Genomic DNA, 24804 nt, shown 5'->3' on the forward strand with positions numbered 1-24804 from the left:
ATTAAGATGTGGATTAAAATTAAGATTAAGATAGTCAAAAGCCTGAGAAATGTAGGATCATACCGTTTTTCGTATGAACCACACATTTCAGTCAGGCTTTTATTGTTAACTAACCTATTGATCCTTCAGCAATCCAGATTGTCTCACAGAGGAGAGGAATTGGTGGAACTGCTCGATATTTAATTGCTGTGCGCTATCCGAGAGGGCTACGGCCGGATTCGGATGAACCTCAACCATAACGCCATCTGCACCCGCAGCAAGTGCTGCCTTGGCACAAGGGGCAAGGATATCTTTGCGCCCTGTAGAGTGGGTGACGTCCACAAGCACAGGCAGATGGGTTTCCTGTTTCAGAATCGGCACGGCAGAGATGTCTAGTGTGTTTCGTGTTGCTTTTTCATAGGTGCGAATGCCGCGTTCAATCAGCATAACTTGTTTGTTCCCGCGGGAGACAACGTACTCCGCAGCATGAACGAATTCATCAATGGTTGCCGCCAAACCACGTTTCAGCAGAATAGGAATCTTAACATCCCCGGCAGCCTTGAGCAGTTCAAAGTTTTGCATGTTACGGGCACCGATCTGGATGACATCAATATACTGTCCAGCCAATTCAATATGACTTGGATGCACAATCTCACTAATTGTCTTCAGTCCGAACTCGTCGGCAACTTCCTTCAGAATTTTCAATCCTTCGATTCCGAGTCCCTGGAAGTCATATGGAGAAGTACGAGGTTTAAATGCACCTCCGCGCATTACGGTAATGCCGGCCGCTTTCAGCGCTGCTGCGACCTCGCGTACCTGCTCATAACTTTCAACCGAGCATGGGCCAGCGATCATAATGGGTTTGCCTGCGCCAACCTTGACGTTTCCGATGGAGACGACAGTATCTTCCTGCTGATTTTTGCGGCTAACGAGCAGTTGTTTCTTATGTTCGTCGACCTGAAGGCTCAGGGAAGCCTGGAAAATCTGTTTGAACAGAAGTTTGATGGCATCGTCTTGGAAAGGCCCCGGATTGGCAGCAGTCAGTTCCTCCAGCATTTCTTTTTCGCGAACCGGATCAAATTTGGGTACACCCTGTTTTTCCTTGATTTGACCAATTTCCTGTGTAATTTGGGCCCGTTCTGACAACAAGTGCAGAAGGTTATGATTAATCTCACTCAATCGGCCTCTTAATTGTTCCAAGTTCATGCTTTGATCCATGCTGATCCACTCCTTCAATTTAAATTTATGAAAAAACACAAAAAGGCCCTTCATCCGTAAGGGACGAAGAAGCCGTGGTACCACCCTAATTAGAAACGGTCCTGCTGATTGAATACAGCCGATCTGTTTCTCACTTTGACCTTTTAACGCAAGGAACGGATTGTCCTAGAAGCTATATCCATGAGGAGCAGCTCTTCAGCAATCGGCTCGGGAGTGAACTTCGGCGGCATGTTCCTTTCGGGTGCTCTCAGTCTTCGGCACCGCGTCCCTGTAATGAACGATAACTCCGCGTACTCTTTCCGTCATAGCCTGTATGAATAATGATATTCGGTTCTGTATTTCATGATGCACGTTATGAATTGAAGTTATACTAGCATCTCATGTTCCTTGTCTGCAAGAAGCTGAATTAATGCCATGCATCAATAACGCTTTACCGTGATGCATTGCACATGCACGTTCAGAGTTGCGTGAGATTTACTAATATCTCCATGGGAATAGTATTCGCAAGGGTTTGCCATTCGAAGTATAATATAAGGTAATATAAGTGAATTCAAGCGAATGAGAATAAGAGGAGAAGTTATGAATAAAACGATTTCGGATATCGCCCAAATGGCAGGCGTGGCGAAGAGCACCGTCTCTCGTTTCCTGAATGGTGGTTCTGTTAGTGACGATACACGGCAGAAAATTGAGCGCATTATTAAACAATACAATTACGTACCCAATACGTTCGCACAGAGTCTTAAAGCCAAAAAAACCAGTATTATTGGAACGGTTGTTCCTCGTCTGGATTCCTTTGCAACCTCTCAGACATTGATCGGCATCGATGAAGAATTAAGAAATAATCAGTATCAGATGCTAATCGCGAATACGAGCCAGGATATGCAGCGCGAGATTGATGCCATATATGACTTTGCCAGACAGAAGGTATCCGGCATTATTCTGCTTGCCGCAGAAGTGACCGATGCACATCTCAAAGCTGTTGAAGACATCGGAATTCCGGTGCTATTGGTAGGGCAGCAGCATGAACAGTTACACAGTCTGGTTCATAATGATGATCAGGCGGGGTATGAGATGGGTAAACATGTTGTGGAAAAGGGCCATCGGAAAATCGTCTATATTGGCGTTACCGAGAGAGATCAGGCGGTAGGTATCCATCGCAAACAGGGGTTCAAGCGTGCGATCGACGAATGCGGTGGATGTGATGTGACATATTACGAGACAAGCTTTAAAATGTCCGAGGCGATCATTACCGCAGAAGCGATTTTGAAAAAAAGCAAACCTACGATTATTGTGGGCGCAACAGATAACATCGCACTGGGTGTGATGAAGATTGCTTTTTCCAATAAGATACAAATCCCGCAGGATTTATCAGTTACCGGATTTGGTGGTTATGAAATTACCGAGATGATTCATCCTACACTAACGACAGTAAAATATCATTATTTTGAGGCAGGTCAAGTGGCGGCCCAGCACATTATTCGTCTGGTACAAGGCGATCCGGTGGAGCAGTGCACGATTCTTGATGTGGAGATTATTCCACGAGAAAGCGTTGACAAGATATAAATGAATCCTTTATGATAATTCCATCGAACCGGTTCCACTCCGAATATCCATTAAGGATATGGGAACACGGTGGCAGGCGAAAAAGCCATATGGAATTATTTTTTTGAGCGTGTTGGAACCGGTTCCTCTAATTTAGGTTTTACTTTTCGCTAGGATGGAGAACACTTTTTATGAAAATGACTAGAGAGCAACGCTACAGACGTATCGAGCAGGCAGAGCCTGGAGAAATAGGCAAGCTGGAAGCTTTGATCTCTGCTTGTCCGTGGAGACAGCATTACCATATCCAGCCGATAACCGGACTGCTTAACGATCCTAACGGATTCTCCTATTACCAAGGATATTATCATCTGTTCTATCAGTGGTTCCCACTCGGGACCGAGCATGGAATGAAGTATTGGTATCATACCCGTTCAACGGATCTGGTGCATTGGGAAGAAGTCGGAATCGGAATCCAGCCGGGCGACACATATGATTCACACGGGGCATATTCGGGCAGTGCTATTGAAAAAGATGGCCAGCTCAATCTGCTATACACAGGCAATACAAGAGATGAGGACTGGATCAGGCATCCGTATCAGTGTCTGGCGATTATGCATGAAAGCGGTTCAATAACCAAAGTGCAGCAACCTGTGATCTCTGAAGTACCTTCTGGTTACACGGAACATTTCAGAGACCCCAAGGTTTGGCAGCAAGGTGACACGTATTATTGTGTGATTGGAGCCCAGCGTGTAGATGAAACGGGATGCACCGTATTATATCGCTCGTCAGATCTCAGAAACTGGACGTTTCTAGGAGAGATTCATACTGGGCTACCTAACTTTGGCTACATGTGGGAGTGCCCCGATTATATGGAGATGCAGGGTAAGGGTGTACTGATCTTTTCGCCGCAGGGAATAGAGAGTCAGGGAGATGAGTATCACAACATTTTTCAGTCGGGTTATCTGATTGGCGAACCACTGGATCTTCAGACAAGGCACTTCGAACATGGTCCGTTTCAGGAGCTGGATCGTGGATTTGACTTTTATGCCCCGCAGACGATGCAGGCGCCGGATGGAAGACGAATTTTGGTGGGGTGGATGGGACTTCCCGATTTGGAGTATCCGACAGATAAGAGTGGATGGGCACATTGCCTAACAATTCCGCGGCAGTTGTCACTCCGGGAGGGGAAATTAATTCAGCAGCCAGTCTCTGAAATGGTGAAGCTGCGTGGGGATTCTGAAGGGACTCACATGGAATTCACAATGGATCATGAGACTCGATCTTTCGCAGACTTTGCTGGAATGGCTTATGAATTGGAATGTGAAATCCGTGATTTTGACGCAGAGGTAGTAGGCATTGAATTGCGGGCGAGTGCAGAAGAGAAGACCGTGTTGCAATACGATCGGTTGACTCAGAAAGTAACCCTGAATCGTTCGCAGTCAGGCGCCACGCTCGCGGATCAGAACGGGAATATTCGGCGCTGCGCATTGAATGCAGACGTGCTGAAGTTCCATATCTTTGTGGATTCTTCTTCTGTTGAGATCTTTGTCAATGATGGAGAAGAGGTATTCACAAGCCGTATCTTCCCAAGCAAGGAAAGTGTGGAGATTCGCTTCTTTGCACATGAAGGCAAGGCAGGATTTCAGGCATCAAAATGGGATTATTAGATATAACGTGAGAGGAATGAAGAACCATGTCGGATAATCAGCAGATTGCCCAGGACGTTATTCGTGCCATCGGGGGCAAAGAAAATATCGCATCATTTGCACACTGTGCAACACGTCTTCGGATCATGGTGAATGACAAGGACAAGATTGATCAGAAGCAGGTCGAGAACATTGACAAAGTGAAAGGGGCCTTTTTCAACTCGGGCCAGTATCAGATCATTTTTGGAACAGGAACAGTGAACCGGATATTTGAAGAGGTTGAGAAGCTGGGCATCGAAGGGTCTTCCAAGGAAGACGTGAAGAGTCAGGGCAAAAAGGAAGGCAATGCTTTTCAACGGGCCATTCGCACGTTTGGTGACGTTTTTGTACCGATTATTCCTGTGCTGGTCGCAACGGGGCTCTTCATGGGTCTGCGCGGGCTGCTCACTCAAAATGAAATTCTATCGCTATTTGGTGCAACACCGGACGACATTTCGCCCAATTTCTTATTATTTACTCAAATCCTGACGGACACGGCATTTGCATTTCTGCCTGCACTGGTAGCCTGGTCTGCGTTCCGCGTGTTTGGCGGGAGTCCGGTTCTCGGCATCGTTTTGGGTCTGATGCTTGTGAATCCGGCGCTGCCGAACGCATACGCTGTGGCAGATGGATCAGCACAACCGCTGCATATGTTCGGATTCATACCGGTGGTCGGGTATCAGGGTTCCGTACTGCCTGCGTTCTTCGTCGGATTGATCGGAGCGAAGTTTGAGAAGGTTCTGAGAAGACGCGTGCCAGAGGCGCTTGATTTAATTCTTACCCCTTTTATTACACTGACGGTCATGATTACACTTGGTCTCTTCGCGATTGGTCCGGTTTTCCATTCCCTGGAGGAGTGGGTTCTGCATGGAACAACAGCCGTATTGGGACTGCCATTTGGTATTGCGGGCATTATTATTGGTTTCTTCCATCAAATTATTGTTGTTACCGGTGTACATCACATCTTTAACTTTCTGGAGATTCAATTGCTGGAGAAAACGGGCTTTAATCCGTTCAACGCGATTATTACATGCGCTATGGCTGCGCAAGGAGCAGCTTGTCTGGCGGTGGGGTTGAAGACCAAAAATACAAAGCTGAAAGCACTCGCACTGCCTTCGTCATTCTCTGCATTTCTAGGGATTACCGAACCTGCTATCTTCGGGGTTAACTTGCGGTATATGAAACCGTTTATCATGGGCCTTGTCGGAGGCGCTGTCGGTGGATTTATCGCGTCATTGTTCCATTTGCAAGGTACAGGTATGGCGGTGACGGTTATTCCGGGCACCCTGCTGTATTTGAATAGTCAATTGCCTTTGTACATTTTGTCCAACGTGGTGGCCATGGGAATTGCATTTGCACTTACCTGGTTCTTCGGATATAAGGATCAGCCGGTTGCGGAGGAAGTTCCGAGCAATGCTGGAGATGAGAGCAAGACGGAAGTTCTGTCGCAAAAGTCAAACTCCTCTGCCAGCCAGGCCGCTAACCATCGCACCAAGGTAGATTTGTTGGAAATTGCATCACCGATCACAGGCACAGCTGTTGCTTTGGAGCAGGTTCCTGATCCTGCATTCTCGGAAAAGCATATGGGAGAAGGGATCGCTATCGAGCCTTCTGAGGGCAAAGTATTTGCACCTTTTGACGGCGTCATCGCTCATGTGATGAATAAAAGCAAACATGCCGTAATCCTGGAACATGAAACCGGTGTTCAGATGCTTGTGCATATTGGAATTAATACCGTTGGACTGAAGGGTGAAGGTTTTACCGCATATGTGAATAGCGGAGACACCGTAACCGCAGGTCAACTGTTGATTGAATTTGACATGGAAGCGATCCAGGCTGCCGGGCTGCCATTGATTACACCTGTGCTCATCCCGAATGGGAACGAAAAGATCGAACAGGTGATGCCAACTACGACCGGCCCTGTTCAAGCTAATGGAGAAGCACTAATCGTTGTGAAATTTACTGAACCGCAATAAGCGTAAACTTTTGAAAAAGACAGGTCGAAAAATGCAAAAAGACCCGGTGTATATCACCAGGGTTTCTTTGCATTTTTATGTATCTTTTCTTCTAAACGGAAGGTGTCAAAAAGAATAATACGTCAGTGCGTATTGCATCATAAAGGCACGAATTTCTTCCCGGTTTAACATCACATCAGATGTGCTGGCTTGCTCCAGGTTAAGAAGCAAATTGCTGACGGCTTCATGCAGGAAAAGCATGCGTTCATTTCCCCATAGCTCTTGATGCTTCTGGATATAATGCATGACCTGTGACAGCTCCATACCTTTTAAGGCCCTGAACACCGAAGCCCATTTTACCAGATCAGAGGGATGGGAGCCCACAGGCAATTCAAATTCGGCAAAACCATGAACATTCCCGCATGAGATTTTGAACAATCCACAGTAGCAGGATGAACGTTCCTGCGCTATGAAGGGTAATTTTCGCATATCGTACCGAATAATCTCCATGGAACTAATTCGGGTATCAACACAAATCTCCGTTCGAATTTCCACATCACAATCTGCGATCACACGCTCCAACCTCCATAGGCAAAATCATCTTATTGTTTTCTATTGTTTTTGTTATCCTGCCGATTATATTACGACTGAACACAGCTCAAGTAAAATCAACCGGAATGGATATACGCCTGATTTTCCGATTTTTGGTATAGAATTCACACATGTAAGCGATTAACAAGTGATATATCTTCGTTTTGGACACGAATAACTCGATTTTTTCTTCCGCTTATGACAGACAGAGCAACATGCCGCATGACTGCGAAAAGAGGAGATTAGGCAAGAATTCCTCACCTGGATTGTCTGGAATCGATCAGAACGGTGCAGAAATCGGATGCAGTTGAATTGCAGAGATGCAGACAGAGGACTATGATTCGCACATAACGTACTCCAGATGGCATTTGCAGGATCTGATGTGAAGGCGAGGTTGGCGGCAATGGATGAAGCAATGATGGTGGTATCGACAGGACACGGTGAGGCGGGAAAGAATTTTGTGGATGTATTACTGAAGAGGGGATTTGCAGTTGTCGTGCTTGTACACAGCGAAGAAGAGGGGGAACAACTCCAGTCGCTTGGTGCAGTCACCGTGCGTTACATTCAGGAAATGGCATTCCGTAATCAGCTTCCGCCAGAATTTGTAGTGAAAAACGCCTTTGTATTCGAAAATAGCTTGCCGCAGTGCTGCCAGGACATTGAGCTGTGTCGCAGCTTGTGTCCGCAACAACTCTATGTCGTTTCTACCAACAGGGCACCTGTTGAGCTTGTTTATAAAGGTCTGGGAGCAACATATGTCATTCACAGCCGGAGTGGAGATGTTTCATTTTTATTGTAAAGGCACTGATAGTGGCTCCTCGTCGCCAGTCAGATTAACCAAGTATAATAATGAAAAACGTTCTGCCCAGAGCCTCTTGCCCTGGACAGAACGTTTCGTGAATTCCAATATGCTGTAGATTGAGTTGTAAAATCCAATTAGGAAGAGATTCCGACAACACTGGAACCATTCTTTGTAATTTTGTACGTAATTACGTCTCCGCTCCAGAAGTGGAACTTGAGAATGACTTCTCCATTATTCGTTTCGTTGAAGAAGTTTTGTTTCAGTTCAATGACGTTGCTACTATAATTCGGACTGAAAGCGTAGGAAAATTCTTTGAATGAAGTCCAGTTTTGCGGACCCGCGTTTCCGCCACTTGTATAAGTTGCTTCCATTGTGGCCAACTGATTGCCATTAAAGGTAGTCGGAATCGCAAACGAGCTCGTTGTGCCCGTTACATTGCTCAGTTTAGGCGTGTCATACTTGATGATATTCAGGTTCCAGTTTGCACCTTTGTTGAATTTGACGGTCAACTTGGCATTAACCCCAAGATTGCCTGAGGTGGTCAGTCTGGTTAACAGGCTTGATTTCAATGTCAGCACATCACCACTGATCGTGTAATCTGTACCTTGAACAAGGGTAGTGCTGCCATTAGCAAGAGAGCTAAATGTATTGCCATTGAGATTCAGTTTTACTGTTTTATCCTGAATTGCAGCCCCTTTTTTCAGATAAACCAGATCAGATTCAGCTGTGGAGGAACGACCTGTCCAGCTTGCTTTCATTGTGTTATACAGATCCTGGTCAGACCAGGTGAAGCTGGTACGGCCAAAATGCTGTCCATTATCCCATAACATGGTGGTCATCTGTTTCTGACGCAGGTATTGGCCGATAAATTCGAAGAATTTTAGCTTCTCACCTTGCTCGATGACACCTGTGTGCTGATCAAAGCCGAGTAAGCCATACTCACCGACGATAACCGGAATACCTTTTGCTGTGAATGCATTGTAGACTCGGTCAAATGTAGTCGTAATATCCTGTTGCACTTCAGCATTATATTTGGTGTAACCTGCGATATTCACACTGAATGGCCAGAAACCATAGTAGTGAACGGTAGCTATAATGTTAGGGTCATTTAATTTCGCAATTGTCTGAGATAATGCATCGAGATCTGGTTGAGCGGAAGAAGTATGCATCGTTGGCAGGACCAATGGACGTGTTGCATTGTTGCCGCCGGATGCTCTCACGATGTTATGAAAAGATACATTCAACTCATCGAGCAAAGCATATGCTGTAGCGGTATTCGTTGTACCACCTTCCGTGAAGCGAGGTTCATTTACACTTTCGAACATCAGCTTAGTGGATGAGTTTTTGAATTTGTTTGCAATTTGAGTCCAGGCAGAGTTGTAACGTGCAAGGACATTGTCATGGTCATTCTCCATATAGCTGATCCACTGCCATGAATCATGATGGATATTGATCATGACATACAGATTGGCATCAAGCGCCCAGTTTACGACCTGTTGTACACGGTTAATGTAAGCGGTATCAATAGTGTAGTTAGGAGCTCCACCTATATGAGCTTGCCAGGTCACTGGAATACGAATGCTCTTGTAGCCTTGATTGGCGATATTTTGAATCAGTTGCTGAGTAATCAGCGGGTTACCCCAGGCCGTCTCATCTGCTCCAACGGCGTCCAGCGAGTTACCCAGATTCCAGCCCGGCTCCATCGCAGTGACATAAGACTGAATATTGGTTGGAGCAGCGGCTGCACTTGCCTGAATCGAGTTATCAGTAGCAGCAGAAGCGATGGTGGATGAGAAGAGGGACAGGATCATCGCAGTCACGAGCGTGAGTGAGAGAGCCGATTTGCGGTTGTTTTTCATTAACATATTCTCCTTTGAGTTATAATCGTTGAACTAAAATAGAATGCTTGCAGAGATTGGCAATAAAGCTCAACAAAAACAAGCCGTAAGCTTGTTAAAAACGCGGATCACCTCCAAATCAAAATTACTGAAAGCGTTTTCTGAATTGAAATATATCATGCTTTAATAGAAGATAATACCAGTATAATTGGTTAATATTTCATGTGAAAATTAGTGGTTATGACAATTTTGGAATATTATATGTGGTACACGAAACAGGTTTTTTTGCATGAAAAACCTTCGTGGACAATAGCATGAACTCTACTTGAGATCGATTACTGATCCTTCTAGTCTTCGCTTAGTATTCGATGCGTCTTCGAATGTTGCAGGGACAACGTTCCATGCAGATGCAGAATATATATCACGCTTATTAAATTGACAATGGCCCTAATTCTTGCTAAAGTTTTATCCAATCCGCATAATTGTGATCTGGGAATGTTACCGATATGGGCATAACCTGAGCTGGCTTGTATACACTGCAACGTGTATCCGGGCTGGTTCGGGTTTTTTCTATTTTGTTTTTTTAATGTTTCTTGCGATTTGAGCGGATAACAGAATTACATATTTGGAAGGAGAATAAGGATGACTAATTTTAAGTTTCCCAAAGACTTTTTGTGGGGTGGAGCCATTGCTGCCAATCAGGCAGAGGGTGCATATCTGGAAGATGGCAAAGGGCTGAGCATTGTTGACTTGCTGCCGACAGGAGAGAATCGCAGAAGCATAATGAAGGGTAATGTTCCTGCATTAACCCCGCTAGAAACCGAGTTTTATCCTTCGCATGAAGCAATTGATTTCTACCATCGTTATCCCGAGGATATCGCGCTGTTTGCCGAGATGGGCTTCAAAGCGCTGCGTGTATCCATTGCCTGGGCGCGGATTTTCCCAACTGGAGAAGATGCACAGCCGAATGAAGCGGGTTTGCAGTTTTATGATCGATTATTCGATGAACTGTTGAAGCAGGGTATCGAGCCTGTAGTAACACTTGCTCACTTCGATGTACCCGTTAATCTAATTGAGAAATATGGCAGTTGGAGAAGCCGTGAGTTGGTGACTCTGTTCGAAACCTACGCGAAAACCGTATTCAGCCGTTACAAGGACAAGGTGAAATATTGGATGACGTTCAACGAAATTAACATGCTGCTGCATCTGCCATTCCTTGGTGCGGGTCTGGTCTTCAAGGATGGTGATCATGTGAAAGAGATTCAGTATCAGGCAGCGCACCATCAATTGGTGGCAAGTGCACTGGCGGTTAAAGCCTGTCACGAGATCATCCCGGGCGCAATGATCGGCTGTATGCTTGCGGCAGGAAGCTTTTATCCTTATACCTGTAATCCGGATGATGTGTTCCAGGGAATGGAGAAAGACAGGGAGTCCTATTTCTTCATTGATGTTCAGTCGCGTGGAGAGTACCCAGGTTATGCCAAACGTTTCTTCAAGGATCATGGATTGAATATTGCCATGCAGCCAGGCGATGCGGAAATTCTGAAAAACCATACGGTTGATTATATCGGATTTAGTTATTATTCAAGTCGTACAACCTCCACAGACCCGGAAGTCGTCAAAAACATGACGAGCGGCAATGTATTTGGTTCTGTAGCGAATCCATATTTGGCAAAATCGGAATGGGGCTGGACGATTGATCCCAAAGGCATCCGTATTACAGCCAATCAACTGCACGACCGATATCAAAAACCGCTGTTTGTTGTAGAGAATGGATTTGGAGCCAATGACGTGGTTACCCCTGAAGGTGAGGTTGATGATGCGTACCGGATTGATTATCTGAAACGCCATGTTGCCGAGATGGGTGAAGCTATTCAGGATGGTGTAGAGATCATTGGTTATACAAGCTGGGGGCCAATTGATATTGTCAGCGCTTCTTCAGGAGAGATGAGAAAACGCTATGGTTACATCTATGTGGACCGTGACAATGAAGGTAAGGGTGACTTGAAGCGGATCAAGAAAAAGAGCTTCCATTGGTACAAAAATGTGATTGAATCAGATGGCAGCAATTTAGAACAGGAATAAGCAGGGAAAAAACAGGGACATTCTCCATGATCATATCGGAAGGACCACTTTTCATGGAACTTCCGATTGTTCCCTCGTTGAAAGCGTTGACATATGTGTCTCTACGCGCTATACTTGACGCAATTATATCGTTTTGGGATTGTTACTACTTGAAGTAGGCAAAACCTAAGCACCAAAAAAACAGACGTACATGTCTTGTTTATTTTGTGATGCTTCAGGTTTTTTTTGTATGCCCAAAAGGCGATATATGACTGCCAAGAGAGTGGATCGTGACGGGGGGATTGAAGTGAAAATAGCAAAGGTTATCAACAATAACGTCATTAGCATCTATCAGGCGGATGGAGCAGAGCTTGTAGTGATGGGGCGTGGGATTGCCTTTAAGAAAAAGCCCGGGGATAAAGTAGACGAGACCCGCATCCAGAAAGTATTTGCGCTTAAAAACAAGCAGACATCCGACAATTTCAAAATGCTGCTGCGCGAAGTCCCAATGGAACTGATCGAAATTGTGGAAGAAATTATTACCTACGCCAAAGAGAATCTGGGCCGTAATCTGAATGAAAATATCTACGTTTCCCTAACAGATCATATTAACTTTGCGATTGAACGATATCGTGAAGGGATAGAAATCAAAAATGCACTGATGTGGGAAATCAAACAGCTGTACAAGGCTGAGTTCGGACTGGGTCTGAAAACGCTGGAGCAGATTAAGTCCAGACTTAATATCGAGCTTCCACCGGATGAAGCAGCGTATATTGCCCTGCATATTGTAAATGCGGAGATGAATGAAGAAGTCATTACAACGATGAACATCACCAAGTTTATTCAGCAAATTATTAATATAGCCAAATATCACTTCAAGATGGAATTCGATGAAGAGTCTCTCAGCTATTTTCGCTTCATTACGCATCTGAAATTCTTCTCCCAGAGGGTATTAAGCGGCACGCATTATGACAATAATTATGACCACTTTTACGACATGATCAAAGAGAAGCACCCGGAAGCGGCGAAATGTACGGAGAAAATCGAAATGTTCGTCAACAAGGAATATAACCATCAGCTTACCAACGAAGAGAAATTGTATCTGACCGTCCACATTGAACGGGTCGTTAATCGATAATAATTAAAATGTTGACAAATTTGGTTAAATCATAATAATATGAGATTAACAGGAATTGAATACGATTTAACTGGGATTGTTACTGGTTATGCAGGCAAAACCTAAGTCATGAGAAAGCAGGACCAATGTGTCCAAACCTTACTCAAGGCTTAGGTTTTTTGCGTGCAAAAAAAATCGGTAAGGTGCCTGTTTTAGTAAATATGGGGGTGCACATCATGAGTCAGGAAAAACTCGCAAAAGAGATCGTCGAGCTGGTCGGCGGCGAAAAAAATGTGGTATCACTGGTACATTGCGCAACACGTTTGCGGTTTGTATTGAAGGATGACGCGAAGGCAGACAAAGCCAAGCTAGAAAAGACAGAAGGAATCATCGCAGTCAAGGAAAATGGGGGTCAGTTTCAGGTGGTCGTGGGCAATAAGGTGCCTGAGGTATATAGCGCCATTGGTCAGATCAGCAACATTTTGGATGACTCTTCCGAAAAGGAAAAGCCTAAGAAGTCCGCGAAAGGTTTAGGCGGCATTATCGATGTGATTTCCAGTATTTTTGCACCGCTGCTAGGCGTTATGGCGGGAGCCGGTATCTTGAAAGGGCTGCTGCTCATTGCAAGCAATGTCGGCTGGCTGGAAACAACGGAAACCACGTATAAGATCTTATTTGCAGCAGCAGACAGCCTGTTTTATTTCTTGCCTTTGCTGTTAGCGGTTACAACCGCTCGCAAATTCCAGGGTAACATGTTTGTAGCAATGACCATTGCTGGCGCATTAATCTATCCTTCCATCGTCACGCTCAAGGCGGAGGGAACGCCAACCGATTTCTTCGGTATTCCTGTCATTTTGATGAATTATTCATCTACCGTTATCCCTATTATTCTGGCAGTCATCGTTATGAGCAAATTGGAGAAATTCTTCAATAAAGTTCTTCACGAAAGTGTGAAAAATTTTGTCACTCCATTATTTTTGCTTGTTATTATGGTACCTCTTACCTTACTCGTATTCGGTCCATTTGGAGTATATGTAGGTAATGCCATTGCATCAGGACTTGTGGCCGCCTTTGGATTCAGTCCTCTATTAGCAGGAGCAGTTATGGGTGCAAGCTGGCAGCTGCTCGTTATTTTCGGAATTCATTGGGGACTCATTCCCGTATTTATTAACAACGTTGCTGTATATGGACGCGATGGTGTCAAACCGGCTGCGACGGCTTCCATCTTCGCACAGACCGGAGCTGCATTCGGCGTTATGTTGAAAACCAAAAATAAGAAGCTGAAAACGCTGGCGGGTTCATCGACATTGACGGCCTTGTTCGGGATTACCGAGCCTGCCATCTATGGTGTCACTCTGCCACTCAAACGTCCATTCATCGCAGGAGTGATCGGGGGTGCTGTTGGTGGGGCCATCATTGGTCAGGCAGGTACTCAGGCATTTGCTTCGGGCGCTCCAGGATTACTGACTTTGCCGATCTTCTATGGACCAGGTGGAGAGGGCTTCCCTGGACTGATTCTTGGGATCTGTGTATCCTTTGTTGTTTCGGCTGCATTGACGTACATTATGGGATTCAAAGATCCGGTGGAAGAGGAAGAACAAGAAAAAAGCACGGAATCCACCAATGCATCAGTAAGAACAGCGGATTCCTTGGATCAAGAAGTTCTTAGCCCGATTGAGGGAACCATTGTTGAACTGACTGAGGTGCCAGATCCGGCATTTTCATCCGGCGCGATGGGCAAAGGCATTGCGATTGAGCCGGCAGTTGGCCGAGTCGTTGCTCCTTTTGACGGTACTATTACCGTGGCTTTCAAAAAGAAACATGCCCTAGCTGTTGTTTCGGATACAGGTGCGGAGATTTTGGTTCATGTTGGGGTGGATACCGTCAAGCTGGATGGTCAGCACTTTACATCACATATTCAGGAAGGTGATCGGGTTAAAGCAGGAGATTTGCTGCTGGAATTCGATATCGCTGCAATCAAGGCCGCTGGTTATCATACGGTAACCCCTATAATTGTAACGAATTCTGCGAATTATGAGGAAGTGGTTCCTTTGACTACGGGACAAGTTCGGGTTCAAGAGCCTTTACTTACCCTGTATGGAGGAAAGGGACAGGAACAAGAGTAAAAATAACAAAAGCCGTGTCCGACGTGGAACAGAATGTTTTCTGTTTACGTGGACACGGCTTTTTTTGCTGTTACCCAATCAAATTCATCAGATCCTGAACCTGTCCCATCATGGAGATTGGATCTTCCCGAAGCCAGTCCTCCGTCATACGGTAAACCTGACCGTTCTGCACTGCCGGAAGCTGCTGCCAATACTTGCTGCGTTCAAGCTGTTCAAACTGTCGGATGGCTTCCGGGTCGCCCGACACAACGATAAAGAGATGATCACCCGCATACTTATGCAATTGATCCAAAGGAATATCTTCTTTGAACGGATGAGATTTATTTTGCTGGGCTGCCAGCACCGGAGCAGGTGGTTTTAATTGCAAATCACGATATAACACACCTACGTCGTAGTAGACCTGGAAGGTAGCGGGAAGTCCTCTCATCCAGAAAAATGAAACCGTTTGGTCACCATCTTGAAGAGGAGACAAGACTTTTTGGGTTTCCTTGATCTTGTTCATATAGCTTTCCATCCAATCTTCTGCCACAGAAGTCCTTCCAGTCAAATCCGCAATAAGACGAAAGCGTTCAAAGAAGGGCAGGGACCAGGGAACATCCAGTGTAGGAGCAATTTTGGAGTATTCGGCATAATGATGCCCGTTAAAAGTCACGATGAGATCGGGTTTCAGCTCCGATATCTTATCCATATATGGCGTTACCACGGAATTTCCAATCGAAGGAACACCTCGCACATGACCCTGGTAATAACGGCAGTCTAGCAATTGGTAAGGTGCACCAATCGGTGTTATGCCGAGCGCCAGCAGCTCACCCAGGAACTGAAAGGAGGCGACACGCATTGTATGCTTTCTTAAATGAATGTATAAACGCGGGGATACACCGGTATATTGCTTGAAGCTGCGACTGAAATGAAAAGGATCGCGGAATCCGATGTGTCCTGCAATTTCCTGAATCGAATCGTTTGATTCCAGCAGACGTTTTTTGGCACGATTCATTCGCAAGGCATTCAAATATTGGATAGGGCTCTGTCCGGTGTGCTCACGAAAAAGACGTGAAAAATGGCGTGTGGATAGCCCAGTCTCTGCGGCAAGTTGATCCAAAGTATAGTCAAGTGTAACGGATTGTTCCAACCGTTGAAGGAGTGTATCCACGGCCTGTATGCTGCGATGCTCTTTATCCATCGTGTCGGCTTTCATGGCTAGTAAAATCAATTCCTGAAACAGCACATGTTTGCTGTAGTTTTCCTTTTCATCGCAAAGATCCTCCACGGGATGCAGCAAGTGTACCAATTGAATCATGCGAGTAACATGTTCAGGGTATACTTGTCCTTGCGCTAATGCAGCCATTCGGGGCGTACCCTGAACAGTCACGGGCAGAGGTTCGAATTCAATGCTATATACTTGCAGAGGAAGATCTGACAGACTCTCAAGCTGCACTTCCATACCGGGATGAAATAGAAAGCAGTTTCCTGGCATAACCTCAGTCTGTCTATCCATGGAATGGACTTTACCACGCCCTTCGGTGATGATCATCAATGTATGACGGTGTATTGATTTTGTACACGGACCGGATATCGCATCGCAGTATGTCCCTGTAAGTATATAGACCAGCGAAATCATGGTATCCCTCCTCAAAAGCTGAAAAGAAGCTCTTCAGGCAGGATCGCTGAAGAACTTCTCCTCTATTGCATATGATGTGATTAATATCTTTTATTTGGTGAGCAATTGAACGGCATCATCCAATTGAGCACTGAGAGACATCACGTCGTAAGAGAACCATAGGCTCTCATCAACCACGTAAACTTTATTATTTTTGACGGCAGGCAGTGAGTGCCACAACTGGCTATCATCCACCTCTTTCAGGAAATCAGGATCATTATCGAATCTTACCACAAACAGTCGATCTGCTGAAGCATAATCCGGCAGTTTCTCAAGAGAGATGTTGATGCCGAGTTCATGATTCCCTTTTGCCCATTCCTCTTTGACGGTATCCGTCATGTTGAACTTCAGAGCATCATATAAGGTATAACCGACATTAGCGTTCCCGTACACTCTGAGTTGACCTTTTTCAAATCCGCCAATAACCACAACGCCGAATGTCTCATCTGGTGAAACGAAGGAAGAAAGCTTGGTCCGTGCCTCTTCGGATTTCTGATTAAATGCTTGAATCCATTCCTCTGCCTGTTCGCTTCTGCCAATAACGTCAGCCACTGACTTGAAATGTTGGAATGCATCGGCACCTTCCCATTGAACAACAACCGTAGGGGCAATCTTGGACAGCTGCTCCAATTGATCCTCATTCCACTCTGCAGCAATGATGAGGTCCGGCTGCAGTTCGAGTGCCTTTTCCAAATTCAGCTTATTGGAGACCCCGATATCTTCGATCCCTTCCAATTGATCTTGAATCGAGACATAGTTGTTAAGCAGATGAGATGCTGCCCCAGCAGGCTTAAGTCCTGCTGCCAGCATTTCCGGTAAATATTGTGTAGTGAGAACACGTTGGGGATGGGCTGGAATCGTTACCTCACGGCCCAGAGCATCCTTATATACGCGAGTTGCCGATTCTAAGGCAGTATCGGTTGACGTTTCTGTCTGCTGTGCAGAATTACCTTCAGTAGAAGGTGATGATGTTTGTTTCCCTTGACCGCAAGCGGAGAGAAGCAAGGTTAGCACAAGGATAATGCACGAAAGCTGGAGTTTATTTGGATGACGCAACATAATAATGAAATCCCCTTTTTCTTTTATAATGATAATCATTATCAATTATTATAGTCAAGACTTCTTTTGAAGAACATGTTGAATATGGACTTGAAGCATGGAAAATATGGACATGACGTTCTGGCACAAAAGAAAATACCTCCAAAAATTAATTTTGGAGGCATTTGTTTCGTTTTATTCACGATTCAATGATGTCCTAAGAATCTGCTCGCACAACCGTTGAGTTCATATTGCCTGTCAGTCGTTGCGGAGGGAAGACCATGCGCACAGGTGCGATGATGATCGCAGCGAACAAGGCTTTGATCAGATCACCGATGATGTAAGGATAGAATCCTTGAATCATCGCTTCGGGTAAAGACATTTTGTAAGCATAGGCCAACCAAGGAACGCCCGAGACATAGATCAACATTGAACCAAACACCTCAAATACGATAAAGGCCAGGAAATAACCAACGAATCCGTTCAGTTTGATTCTGCTGAGCAATAGTCCAATGAGCAATGCGGAGAAGGGCCACATCATAACATATCCCCCGGTAGGCCCAAGGAGTACTGCAAGTCCGCCTGCGCCATGCAAAAGCGGGAAGCCAATTGCAGTCAGGACCACGACCAAAGCGACACTTAGAAAACCATATAATGGGCCAAGCAGTCCGCCTGCCAGCATAACCGCAAGAGTTTGCAGCGTAATCGGCACAGGAGAGAAACCAATGGGAATACTTATGTAACCAAAAAGAACAAGTATGGCTGCCATCAGTGCGCTGAATACAATACCTCGCAAAGATAATTTCATGTTTGAACATTCCTTTCAATTTTGGTAATCTTATTGTTAACCGATTAAACGGATGTGGTTAACGATTTGGATCGTACCACAAAAGATTCAAAAGGGAAAGGACCAATTTGCGATGCAAGACGTTACACCTATGATAAAACTAGAGAATGTCCGTGTTCATTATGCGTCGGAGTCAGGACGTGTTCGTAAGGCAGTGGATGGAGTTTCGCTGGAATTAGCTCCGGGAGAATGGATAAGTATTGTGGGAGCCAATGGTAGCGGCAAAAGTACGCTGGCAGGGCTGCTAATCGGATTCACTCCGCTATCCGGTGGAGAAAGGAAGGCTTCTTCGGAACTGGTTGTTCGTGGAGTCCTCCAGCAGCCTGATGCGCAGGTACTTGGAGACACCATTGAGGAGGAATTTCATTTTTCCTTATCCTCGCTACTGGAATCTCCTGATGAACAATTACGACGGAGAGAGCACGCATTACATACGGTAGGACTTGGGCACTCGCCGGAGGCGGCAATATCGATGCTGTCTGGAGGACAGAAGCAGTTGCTTAATATCGCGGTAGCGCTGGCGGCCAAACCGGATGTACTCATTCTGGACGAACCTACGGCCATGCTTGATCCGGGAGCCAGAGAACGAATGGAGGCGGTAGTTCAAGCCATTGTCCAGCAAGGGACGGCGGTAATCTGGATTACGCATCATTTGGAGGAAGCGACGCTGTGCGATCGAATTATTGCCATGGAACAGGGACGCTCTGTTTACGATGGAGTGCCTGCGGCTTTCTTTTATGGAAAAGATAAGGAAGAGACGACGGCTGACGCTGGAAAAGAAGCACAACAACCATCACCCTGCGAACAGCTTGGGCTTGCTCCACCTTTTACAGTGCAGACGGCTCTACTCCTAAAACGGAAAGGTCTACTGCAACATGCGACACCTCTGCGACCAGAGCAGTTGGTTAAGGAGGTAGCCCTTTGGCAATCGAATTAGAACATGTAGGTATAGCTTCGTCACAGGCTGACAAAAGAGCGCTGCTTCAAGATATCACTGTCCGACTGAACCGTGGCGAAATCACTTTATTGTTAGGCTGCACAGGATCAGGCAAAACCACACTGCTGCAAACGATCGCTGGCCTAAAACCTCCAGATGAGGGTAGTCTCAAGCTGGACGGAGAGCCTTTCTGGCAGAACGGGAAAGTGCCACATTCCATTTTGTTGCAAATGGGCTTGGTCTTTCAATTCCCAGAGCAACAGCTGTTCGCCCGAAGCATTGGCCGTGAATTTGCTTATTCCCTGCGTCCATATCGTCTACCAGATGAACAAAAGAAAAAGCAGATTTCCGAAGCGCTGGAGCGCTGGGACTCCCCAGCGGGTCAGGGAGGGGAAGAACGATTCCATTCGGACAGATCACCCTTTGCACTAAGCGGGGGAGAACGGAGAAGATTGGGGCTTGCCCTGGGAACTGCTACGCAGCCTTCATGGCTATTGCTCGATGAACCCAGCGCCGGATTGGAAGCACAAAGTGTGCTCATGCTGCTAGATGCTTTGAATCAGCATCGAACTGCAGGTGATGGAGCCATTGTGGCTACACACGACCTGGACACATTTTTACCACATGCAGATCGGGTTCTTTTGTTGCAGGAGGGGCGTCTGGTTGCTGATCTCACACCAAGGGAACTTCATACAAGGCCAGATCTGCTGGAGCTTGCCGGAATTGGTCTGCCACCCTCCATGCAGCTGGCACAACAATTTGCGGCGGCGGGCATTCATTTTCCTTCTACTGCGTTGACCCCGGAGGAAATGGCTGAAGGTATTGTTCAGTCCGTCAATGAGCCTTTAGAGCAGAAGGTTGATGTTATTGGTAATGAGGATCAATTCACAGATGAAGCGAAGCTTGCCTTTTCAAGCTCCGACACTTTGGGAGGAGAAGGCACACAGGGGGTCATACACACCCACGCAGAATCAGGATCCAACAGAGGATTGTATGGTGCCATGGACCCGCGTCTGAAATGGGTTTTATACATTTTGCTCGTGACCGCTGCGATGCTTCAACACGACTGGTTAGGTCTATCTCTTACGTTGGTGCCAGTCATCTTGGCGCTCGTTATGCTGCCACGTCAGGCTCTGATGGGATGCTTGAAATTAATGAAACCGCTCGTACTGTTCTTTCTCGTATCAACTGCGTTGTCGGGCACAACTCTTTCTACAGAAGGTGGCGGCCTACAGTTCGGATTTTCCCTGATACAGGCGGAGGGGACGTTAATGAATGTCTACCGTTTGTTTATCGTTACGTTAGCAAGTCTTTGGTTTTCACTGACTACGCCTTATGGCCGTATGGTCGAGGGACTGAATTGGGTACTTGGTATCGGCGAAAAAATCAAGCTGCCCGTGTCGTCGTTTGCACTCGCTGTGTCTTTAATCTTTCGTTTTATCCCGATGATCTGGAGTGAATGGCAGCGATTCTCGCTGATCGTCCGGGCACGCGGCAAAGCTGCATTACGACCGAATACGGTACGGGTACGTGATCTTGGCCCAATGGTCATTCCCTTGCTCATGGCGTTGTTTCAGCGTGCAGAAGATATGACGATTGCGATGGAAATGCGGAAAGTTAGAGAGAATTCCCTGCTTGGAGCACGTTCCTCCTTATTGGTATGGTCCAAACGAGATACATGGACTTGCATAATCGGACTTATTGTTTTTGTATTTTATATCTGGATCAGAGACTGAAACGCAGTGTTTGCCATTGATCATGCATAAATCCTTTCATTTCCGCTCAAAATAAACATGCTTTGATCACCACGAAGCAGATATGGAGGGACGAACGATGAAGGATAAATTTTTGCAAGAAGAAAGACAAGAATATACCGATGTGTCCACGGTGGAGTCGCAGCGAAATGATATCACACTCGAAGAGTTCCCTGAAGGTCCTTACGGCTCATCTCTAATGTCTGAATCTCTTGGCAAAAGCTCGCCGTGGCGAGTGGATCAAAGGACCGCGCATCGTTTCGATTATGAAAATCATGAGCTGCACGAAGGGGAAGTTCGGGATTATCCAGGTCAGGATGTCTACGATGAAACGGTTCCCGATAATGTAACCAAGCCTCAGTACCCGGAAGAAGAAGAATTGTAATGACGTATTATATAAAATAGATGATAGCCTTCGGCAGGATTTTCCTGACCGGGGGCTATTTTTAGTTGTACCGTTTATGAAAACAAATCTCCTCAAATTCCACAATATGGGTTATCATAGGCGTAGTTCGTATTAAAAAAGTTTCTGATATATCATTTTTCTAACAATATAAGGAGATAACCATGGATCAGGACTATATTCAGTATATGCGGTCATTTGTGGGGAACGCCAAAGTTATCATGGTGGTTTCAGGGGCTATCGTAATCGATGAGACTGGCAAAGTTCTATTACAAAAACGATCGGATAATGGATTCTGGGGGTTTCCAGGTGGATTTATGGAGATAGGAGAAACCGTTCAGGAGACAGCACAAAGAGAAGTATATGAAGAAACAGGTTTAACACTGAATTCAATAGAATTATTCTCGATATACTCAGGTCCTGAATACGAGGTCGTTTATAGTAATGGAGATGAAGTTGCATTGGTGCAAGTAATGTTCAAAAGCAACGACTTTTGTGGAACGATAAAAGAGAGTGAAGAGTCCATAGAAACACGATTTTTTGATATACATTCCATACCAGAACATTTCTTACCCACACACAAGCAAATTATTGAAGATCTAAGGAACAAATAAGATGTATTTGTAGAGCTAGAAAATTAAAATAATGGGGGTTATCAGAATGAGAGAGATTAACTATAGCGATTATTTTTGGCAGGATGATAAGGTCAGATTACGTGCTTTGCGTGAGGAAGATTGGGAGGATCATTATTATAACCGGTTTGATTCACCCGCTCGTCGTTTACTGGAATGTGCAGTAGAGCTGCCACCTACGAATGCTGAGGCAAAGAAATTTACGGAAGCCTTTTCCGATTTCTCTCTAGACAGAGGACGGATCATGTTCACGATTGAAAATATGGATGGTGAGAATGTTGGGGGCGTGAACCTGAACAGCATCGATGAGCGGAATGGAACCTTCAGTATTGGGATTCAAATTGACAGGGATCATCGCGGAAAAGGATACGGGACGAGAGCCATTCGAATATTGTTGAAATATGCCTTTTTCGAGCGCAGGCTTAATAAATTCAATGATTATGTTCTGGAAGGAAATGAACCTTCTGCAGCGATGATGAGAAAGCTTGGATGTGTGCAGGAGGGCGTGCGTCGTCAGGTGATTTATACCGATGGGAAATACCAGGATATGATCCTGTTCGGATTAACCAAAGACGAGTTCATGAAAAAGGAGGAACTTGCGTGAGTCCCATTTTAAATCAAAGTGGTACGGTGTTTATGGTCTGCCAATGTTAGTTGGGTAACTGGCAATGTGCAAGGGGGGGAATATGAGGAAGCTGTTATGGATAAGTTCGTGCTTTGTTGTATGTGTACTGGTTAGTATTTGTGTATTCTTCTGGAATGATATTTTTGGATATAAAACGTTAGAGAAGGCTGTTCAGTCTACATGGAAATACCCCCTTCAAGTGGTTAATGTAGATCAACAAAATGAACTGGTTTTGTCACTGGACCAAACACAATATGTTTTCGCTGCTTATGAACTGAAGAATGGGAGATATCACTATGATACCGATAGTGAATCAGGTTGGACAGCGAGTTCAGATGTGGGGCCTGCCTTTTTGGTACAAGCGGAACCGAAGAACAACAAAGGGAATTTTATATGGGGCGCTTTATATTCGGATATGCCTGTACACAAGTTTAAGATTGAATATACAAACGGTGAAACTCAGGAGGTTGAGTCAAACAATAATACGTTTATCATGAGAATGCCGGAAGCTTACCAGAGTGAAGACAAAATGATGTTAATGACAACGTTCACGAATGTGTATGCTCTTGATGAAGAGAACAACGTAATACGAGCTTATAATTTGAATTGATTTTTTGTTATCGAGCTTTAAAGTGAGACGCAAAAGGGTAGATAAGATGTACACCAGGAGGCATTATGAAACAAACCAACCAAAGTGATGAATTAATCATTGATTGCAAAGATATTTATTTGCGCGAGTATCGACCTGAGGATTTGGAGAAATTGCAGGAAATCACCTGGCAACCTGAGGTTTACGAATTTTTGCCGGGATGGAATGCTACAGTTGAAGAGAGAGCACTTTGGCTCACTCAATACGAAATCCCTGAGAATCAGAATTTTAAACAAGCTGTTTTGGCGGAAGGGGACATTGGAGACCTCTGTTTACGTATGGCTATCGTGCTCAAAGAAAATGATGAGTTTATTGGATGGTGCTGTTCGGGGATCAAGGATGAACTGCCAGCGCCCAATCGGGAGATTATGTACGGCATTTCGAAACACTTCCGGAACCGTGGCTATACAACGCAGGCAGTACAAGGCATAACGCAGTATTTATTTGAAAATACAAACGTTGAAGTATTGAATGCCATTGCTTTATTAACGAATCAGGCATCGAATAAGGTAATACAGAAATGCAATTTCGAATGGCTGAATTTGATCGAAATCGAGAATGAACCGTACAACCATTATCAACTGTTGAAGCACCAACGATAACCCTACTGTAATTGGGTCAAGATGACTGTACAGGAGTGATCCCATGGATTCCAAACCGCAGCTTGTTTTAGATCTGGCGGGTGTGTTGATCACCAATCTTTCCTCTTCATTCTGGCAGGAGCTTGCTAGGTATGCAGGTACGCCTTTTCCTGTTTTAATCGAGCAATTAAGCGGTATACGCAAGGACTTGTGGACAGGGAGGCTGACGGAGGAACAGTTCTGGATCTGGATGCAAACACAATATCCCAATATTGAAAAGATGTATGCTTATGAATTGCTTGAACAAACAACAGAGTTGCTACCTGCCATGCATTGTCTTGAACGATGGAGCGAGCAGGCAGAACTTCATCTCTTGAGCAATCATTGTCATGAATGGATTCAATCTATTTTGCCGTTGATCCAACCGTACTGCAAGAGCATAACCATTTCCAATCAGGTCGGATATTGCAAGCCCAATATAGAGATATATGAACTTGTACAATCTCATCTAGACAGGGATGTACGTATTATATACGTGGATGATCAGGCTAAAAATTTGAAGTCTGCTGCTGAGCTGGGATGGGAAACATTACTTGCGGATGAGCAGCATCAATGGATTGCTGAAATTGACGAATGGCTCGCAGACCAACGATAACTTCCGATACAGATTGACCTTGTACAAATAAACCAATTCGATACCAAACAAATAGCCCCCTTCATTTCTCCGCAGAAATGAAAGGGGCATTTGTCATGTGATAAGAGCC

Annotated in this window: 21 protein-coding genes and 1 pseudogene; 16 read left to right on the top strand and 6 right to left on the bottom strand. The window is 45.2% G+C overall.

The features are described from left to right. Positions 1–114: 114 nt before the first annotated feature. Complete coding sequence (locus BUA17_RS03650) at positions 115–1197, bottom strand: bifunctional 3-deoxy-7-phosphoheptulonate synthase/chorismate mutase (protein ID WP_072732630.1); 1083 nt, start codon at positions 1195–1197, stop codon at positions 115–117. 579 nt (positions 1198–1776) lie between these two features. Here BUA17_RS03650 and BUA17_RS03655 point away from each other — a divergent pair. The 4 genes and pseudogenes from BUA17_RS03655 to BUA17_RS31940 all read left to right on the top strand — a co-directional run bounded on the left by BUA17_RS03655 (position 1777) and on the right by BUA17_RS31940 (position 6400). Further along, on the top strand, positions 1777–2760 hold the full coding sequence (locus BUA17_RS03655) for a LacI family DNA-binding transcriptional regulator (RefSeq protein WP_063563502.1): 984 nt from the start codon (positions 1777–1779) through the stop codon (positions 2758–2760). A gap of 170 nt (positions 2761–2930) precedes the next feature. Continuing rightward, the gene (locus BUA17_RS03660; protein ID WP_072732631.1) at positions 2931–4406 is read left to right on the top strand and encodes a glycoside hydrolase family 32 protein; all 1476 of its coding nucleotides are present in this window, start codon (positions 2931–2933) and stop codon (positions 4404–4406) included. A 26-nt stretch (positions 4407–4432) separates the two neighbouring features. After that, positions 4433–5830, top strand: a pseudogene (locus BUA17_RS03665) (sucrose-specific PTS transporter subunit IIBC); the annotation flags it as partial. A gap of 99 nt (positions 5831–5929) precedes the next feature. Continuing rightward, complete coding sequence (locus BUA17_RS31940; protein ID WP_348537066.1) at positions 5930–6400, top strand: PTS sugar transporter subunit IIA; 471 nt, start codon at positions 5930–5932, stop codon at positions 6398–6400. A gap of 105 nt (positions 6401–6505) precedes the next feature. Here BUA17_RS31940 and BUA17_RS03670 read toward each other — a convergent pair whose 3' ends face one another. Further along, entirely contained in the window at positions 6506–6952 is a 447-nt protein-coding gene (locus BUA17_RS03670) for a hypothetical protein (RefSeq protein WP_083584564.1), read from the bottom strand. Positions 6953–7373: 421 nt separating this feature from the next. On the opposite strand from BUA17_RS03670, the gene BUA17_RS03675 reads away from it, so the two are divergent. Beyond that, positions 7374–7769, top strand: coding sequence for a Rossmann-fold NAD(P)-binding domain-containing protein (locus BUA17_RS03675; protein WP_139295606.1), 396 nt, complete (start codon positions 7374–7376; stop codon positions 7767–7769). Positions 7770–7906: 137 nt separating this feature from the next. Here BUA17_RS03675 and BUA17_RS03680 read toward each other — a convergent pair whose 3' ends face one another. Then, positions 7907–9631: a cellulase family glycosylhydrolase gene (locus BUA17_RS03680; protein ID WP_083584565.1), complete on the bottom strand. Its 1725-nt coding sequence runs from the start codon at positions 9629–9631 to the stop codon at positions 7907–7909. A 621-nt stretch (positions 9632–10252) separates the two neighbouring features. On the opposite strand from BUA17_RS03680, the gene BUA17_RS03685 reads away from it, so the two are divergent. The 3 genes from BUA17_RS03685 (at position 10253) to BUA17_RS03695 (ending at position 14917) form a co-directional block, all read left to right on the top strand. Continuing rightward, positions 10253–11695: a 6-phospho-beta-glucosidase gene (locus BUA17_RS03685; protein WP_072732636.1), complete on the top strand. Its 1443-nt coding sequence runs from the start codon at positions 10253–10255 to the stop codon at positions 11693–11695. Positions 11696–11981: 286 nt separating this feature from the next. Beyond that, positions 11982–12812 (top strand): BglG family transcription antiterminator LicT, encoded by an 831-nt coding sequence (locus BUA17_RS03690; protein WP_072733465.1) that lies wholly within the window; start codon positions 11982–11984, stop codon positions 12810–12812. A gap of 215 nt (positions 12813–13027) precedes the next feature. After that, entirely contained in the window at positions 13028–14917 is a 1890-nt protein-coding gene (locus BUA17_RS03695; RefSeq protein WP_072732637.1) for a beta-glucoside-specific PTS transporter subunit IIABC, read from the top strand. 70 nt (positions 14918–14987) lie between these two features. Here the strand turns inward: BUA17_RS03695 and BUA17_RS03700 are convergent, their stop codons facing one another. From BUA17_RS03700 to BUA17_RS03710, 3 genes are all read right to left on the bottom strand, one after another. Continuing rightward, entirely contained in the window at positions 14988–16535 is a 1548-nt protein-coding gene (locus BUA17_RS03700) for a helix-turn-helix domain-containing protein (protein WP_072732638.1), read from the bottom strand. Positions 16536–16625: 90 nt separating this feature from the next. Beyond that, a complete protein-coding gene (locus tag BUA17_RS03705; protein WP_170867780.1) occupies positions 16626–17633 on the bottom strand; it encodes an ABC transporter substrate-binding protein in 1008 nt (335 codons plus the stop codon). 196 nt (positions 17634–17829) lie between these two features. Then, entirely contained in the window at positions 17830–18420 is a 591-nt protein-coding gene (locus BUA17_RS03710) for a biotin transporter BioY (RefSeq protein ID WP_072732639.1), read from the bottom strand. 130 nt (positions 18421–18550) lie between these two features. Between BUA17_RS03710 and BUA17_RS03715 the strand changes: the two genes are divergently transcribed. From BUA17_RS03715 to BUA17_RS03750, 8 genes are all read left to right on the top strand, one after another. Beyond that, positions 18551–19396 (top strand): ATP-binding cassette domain-containing protein, encoded by an 846-nt coding sequence (locus tag BUA17_RS03715; protein ID WP_170867781.1) that lies wholly within the window; start codon positions 18551–18553, stop codon positions 19394–19396. After that, positions 19381–21132, top strand: coding sequence for an ATP-binding cassette domain-containing protein (locus BUA17_RS03720; protein ID WP_072732641.1), 1752 nt, complete (start codon positions 19381–19383; stop codon positions 21130–21132). Before BUA17_RS03715 ends, BUA17_RS03720 begins: the two co-directional genes overlap by 16 nt. A gap of 97 nt (positions 21133–21229) precedes the next feature. After that, a complete protein-coding gene (locus BUA17_RS03725) occupies positions 21230–21535 on the top strand; it encodes a hypothetical protein (RefSeq protein WP_063563514.1) in 306 nt (101 codons plus the stop codon). 182 nt (positions 21536–21717) lie between these two features. Further along, the gene (locus tag BUA17_RS03730; RefSeq protein ID WP_063563515.1) at positions 21718–22167 is read left to right on the top strand and encodes an NUDIX hydrolase; all 450 of its coding nucleotides are present in this window, start codon (positions 21718–21720) and stop codon (positions 22165–22167) included. 46 nt (positions 22168–22213) lie between these two features. Further along, positions 22214–22789, top strand: a complete 576-nt coding sequence (locus BUA17_RS03735) for a GNAT family N-acetyltransferase (RefSeq protein WP_072732642.1) — start codon at positions 22214–22216, stop codon at positions 22787–22789. Between the two features lie 82 nt (positions 22790–22871). Then, positions 22872–23420: a hypothetical protein gene (locus BUA17_RS03740; RefSeq protein WP_063563517.1), complete on the top strand. Its 549-nt coding sequence runs from the start codon at positions 22872–22874 to the stop codon at positions 23418–23420. A 65-nt stretch (positions 23421–23485) separates the two neighbouring features. Then, complete coding sequence (locus BUA17_RS03745; RefSeq protein WP_072732643.1) at positions 23486–24061, top strand: GNAT family N-acetyltransferase; 576 nt, start codon at positions 23486–23488, stop codon at positions 24059–24061. 43 nt (positions 24062–24104) lie between these two features. Next, a complete protein-coding gene (locus BUA17_RS03750; protein WP_072732644.1) occupies positions 24105–24695 on the top strand; it encodes an HAD-IA family hydrolase in 591 nt (196 codons plus the stop codon). Positions 24696–24804 lie beyond the last annotated feature (109 nt).

Source organism: Paenibacillus sp. ov031 (genome assembly GCF_900143165.1).
Classification (GTDB): Bacteria; Bacillota; Bacilli; order Paenibacillales; family Paenibacillaceae; genus Paenibacillus; species Paenibacillus marchantiae.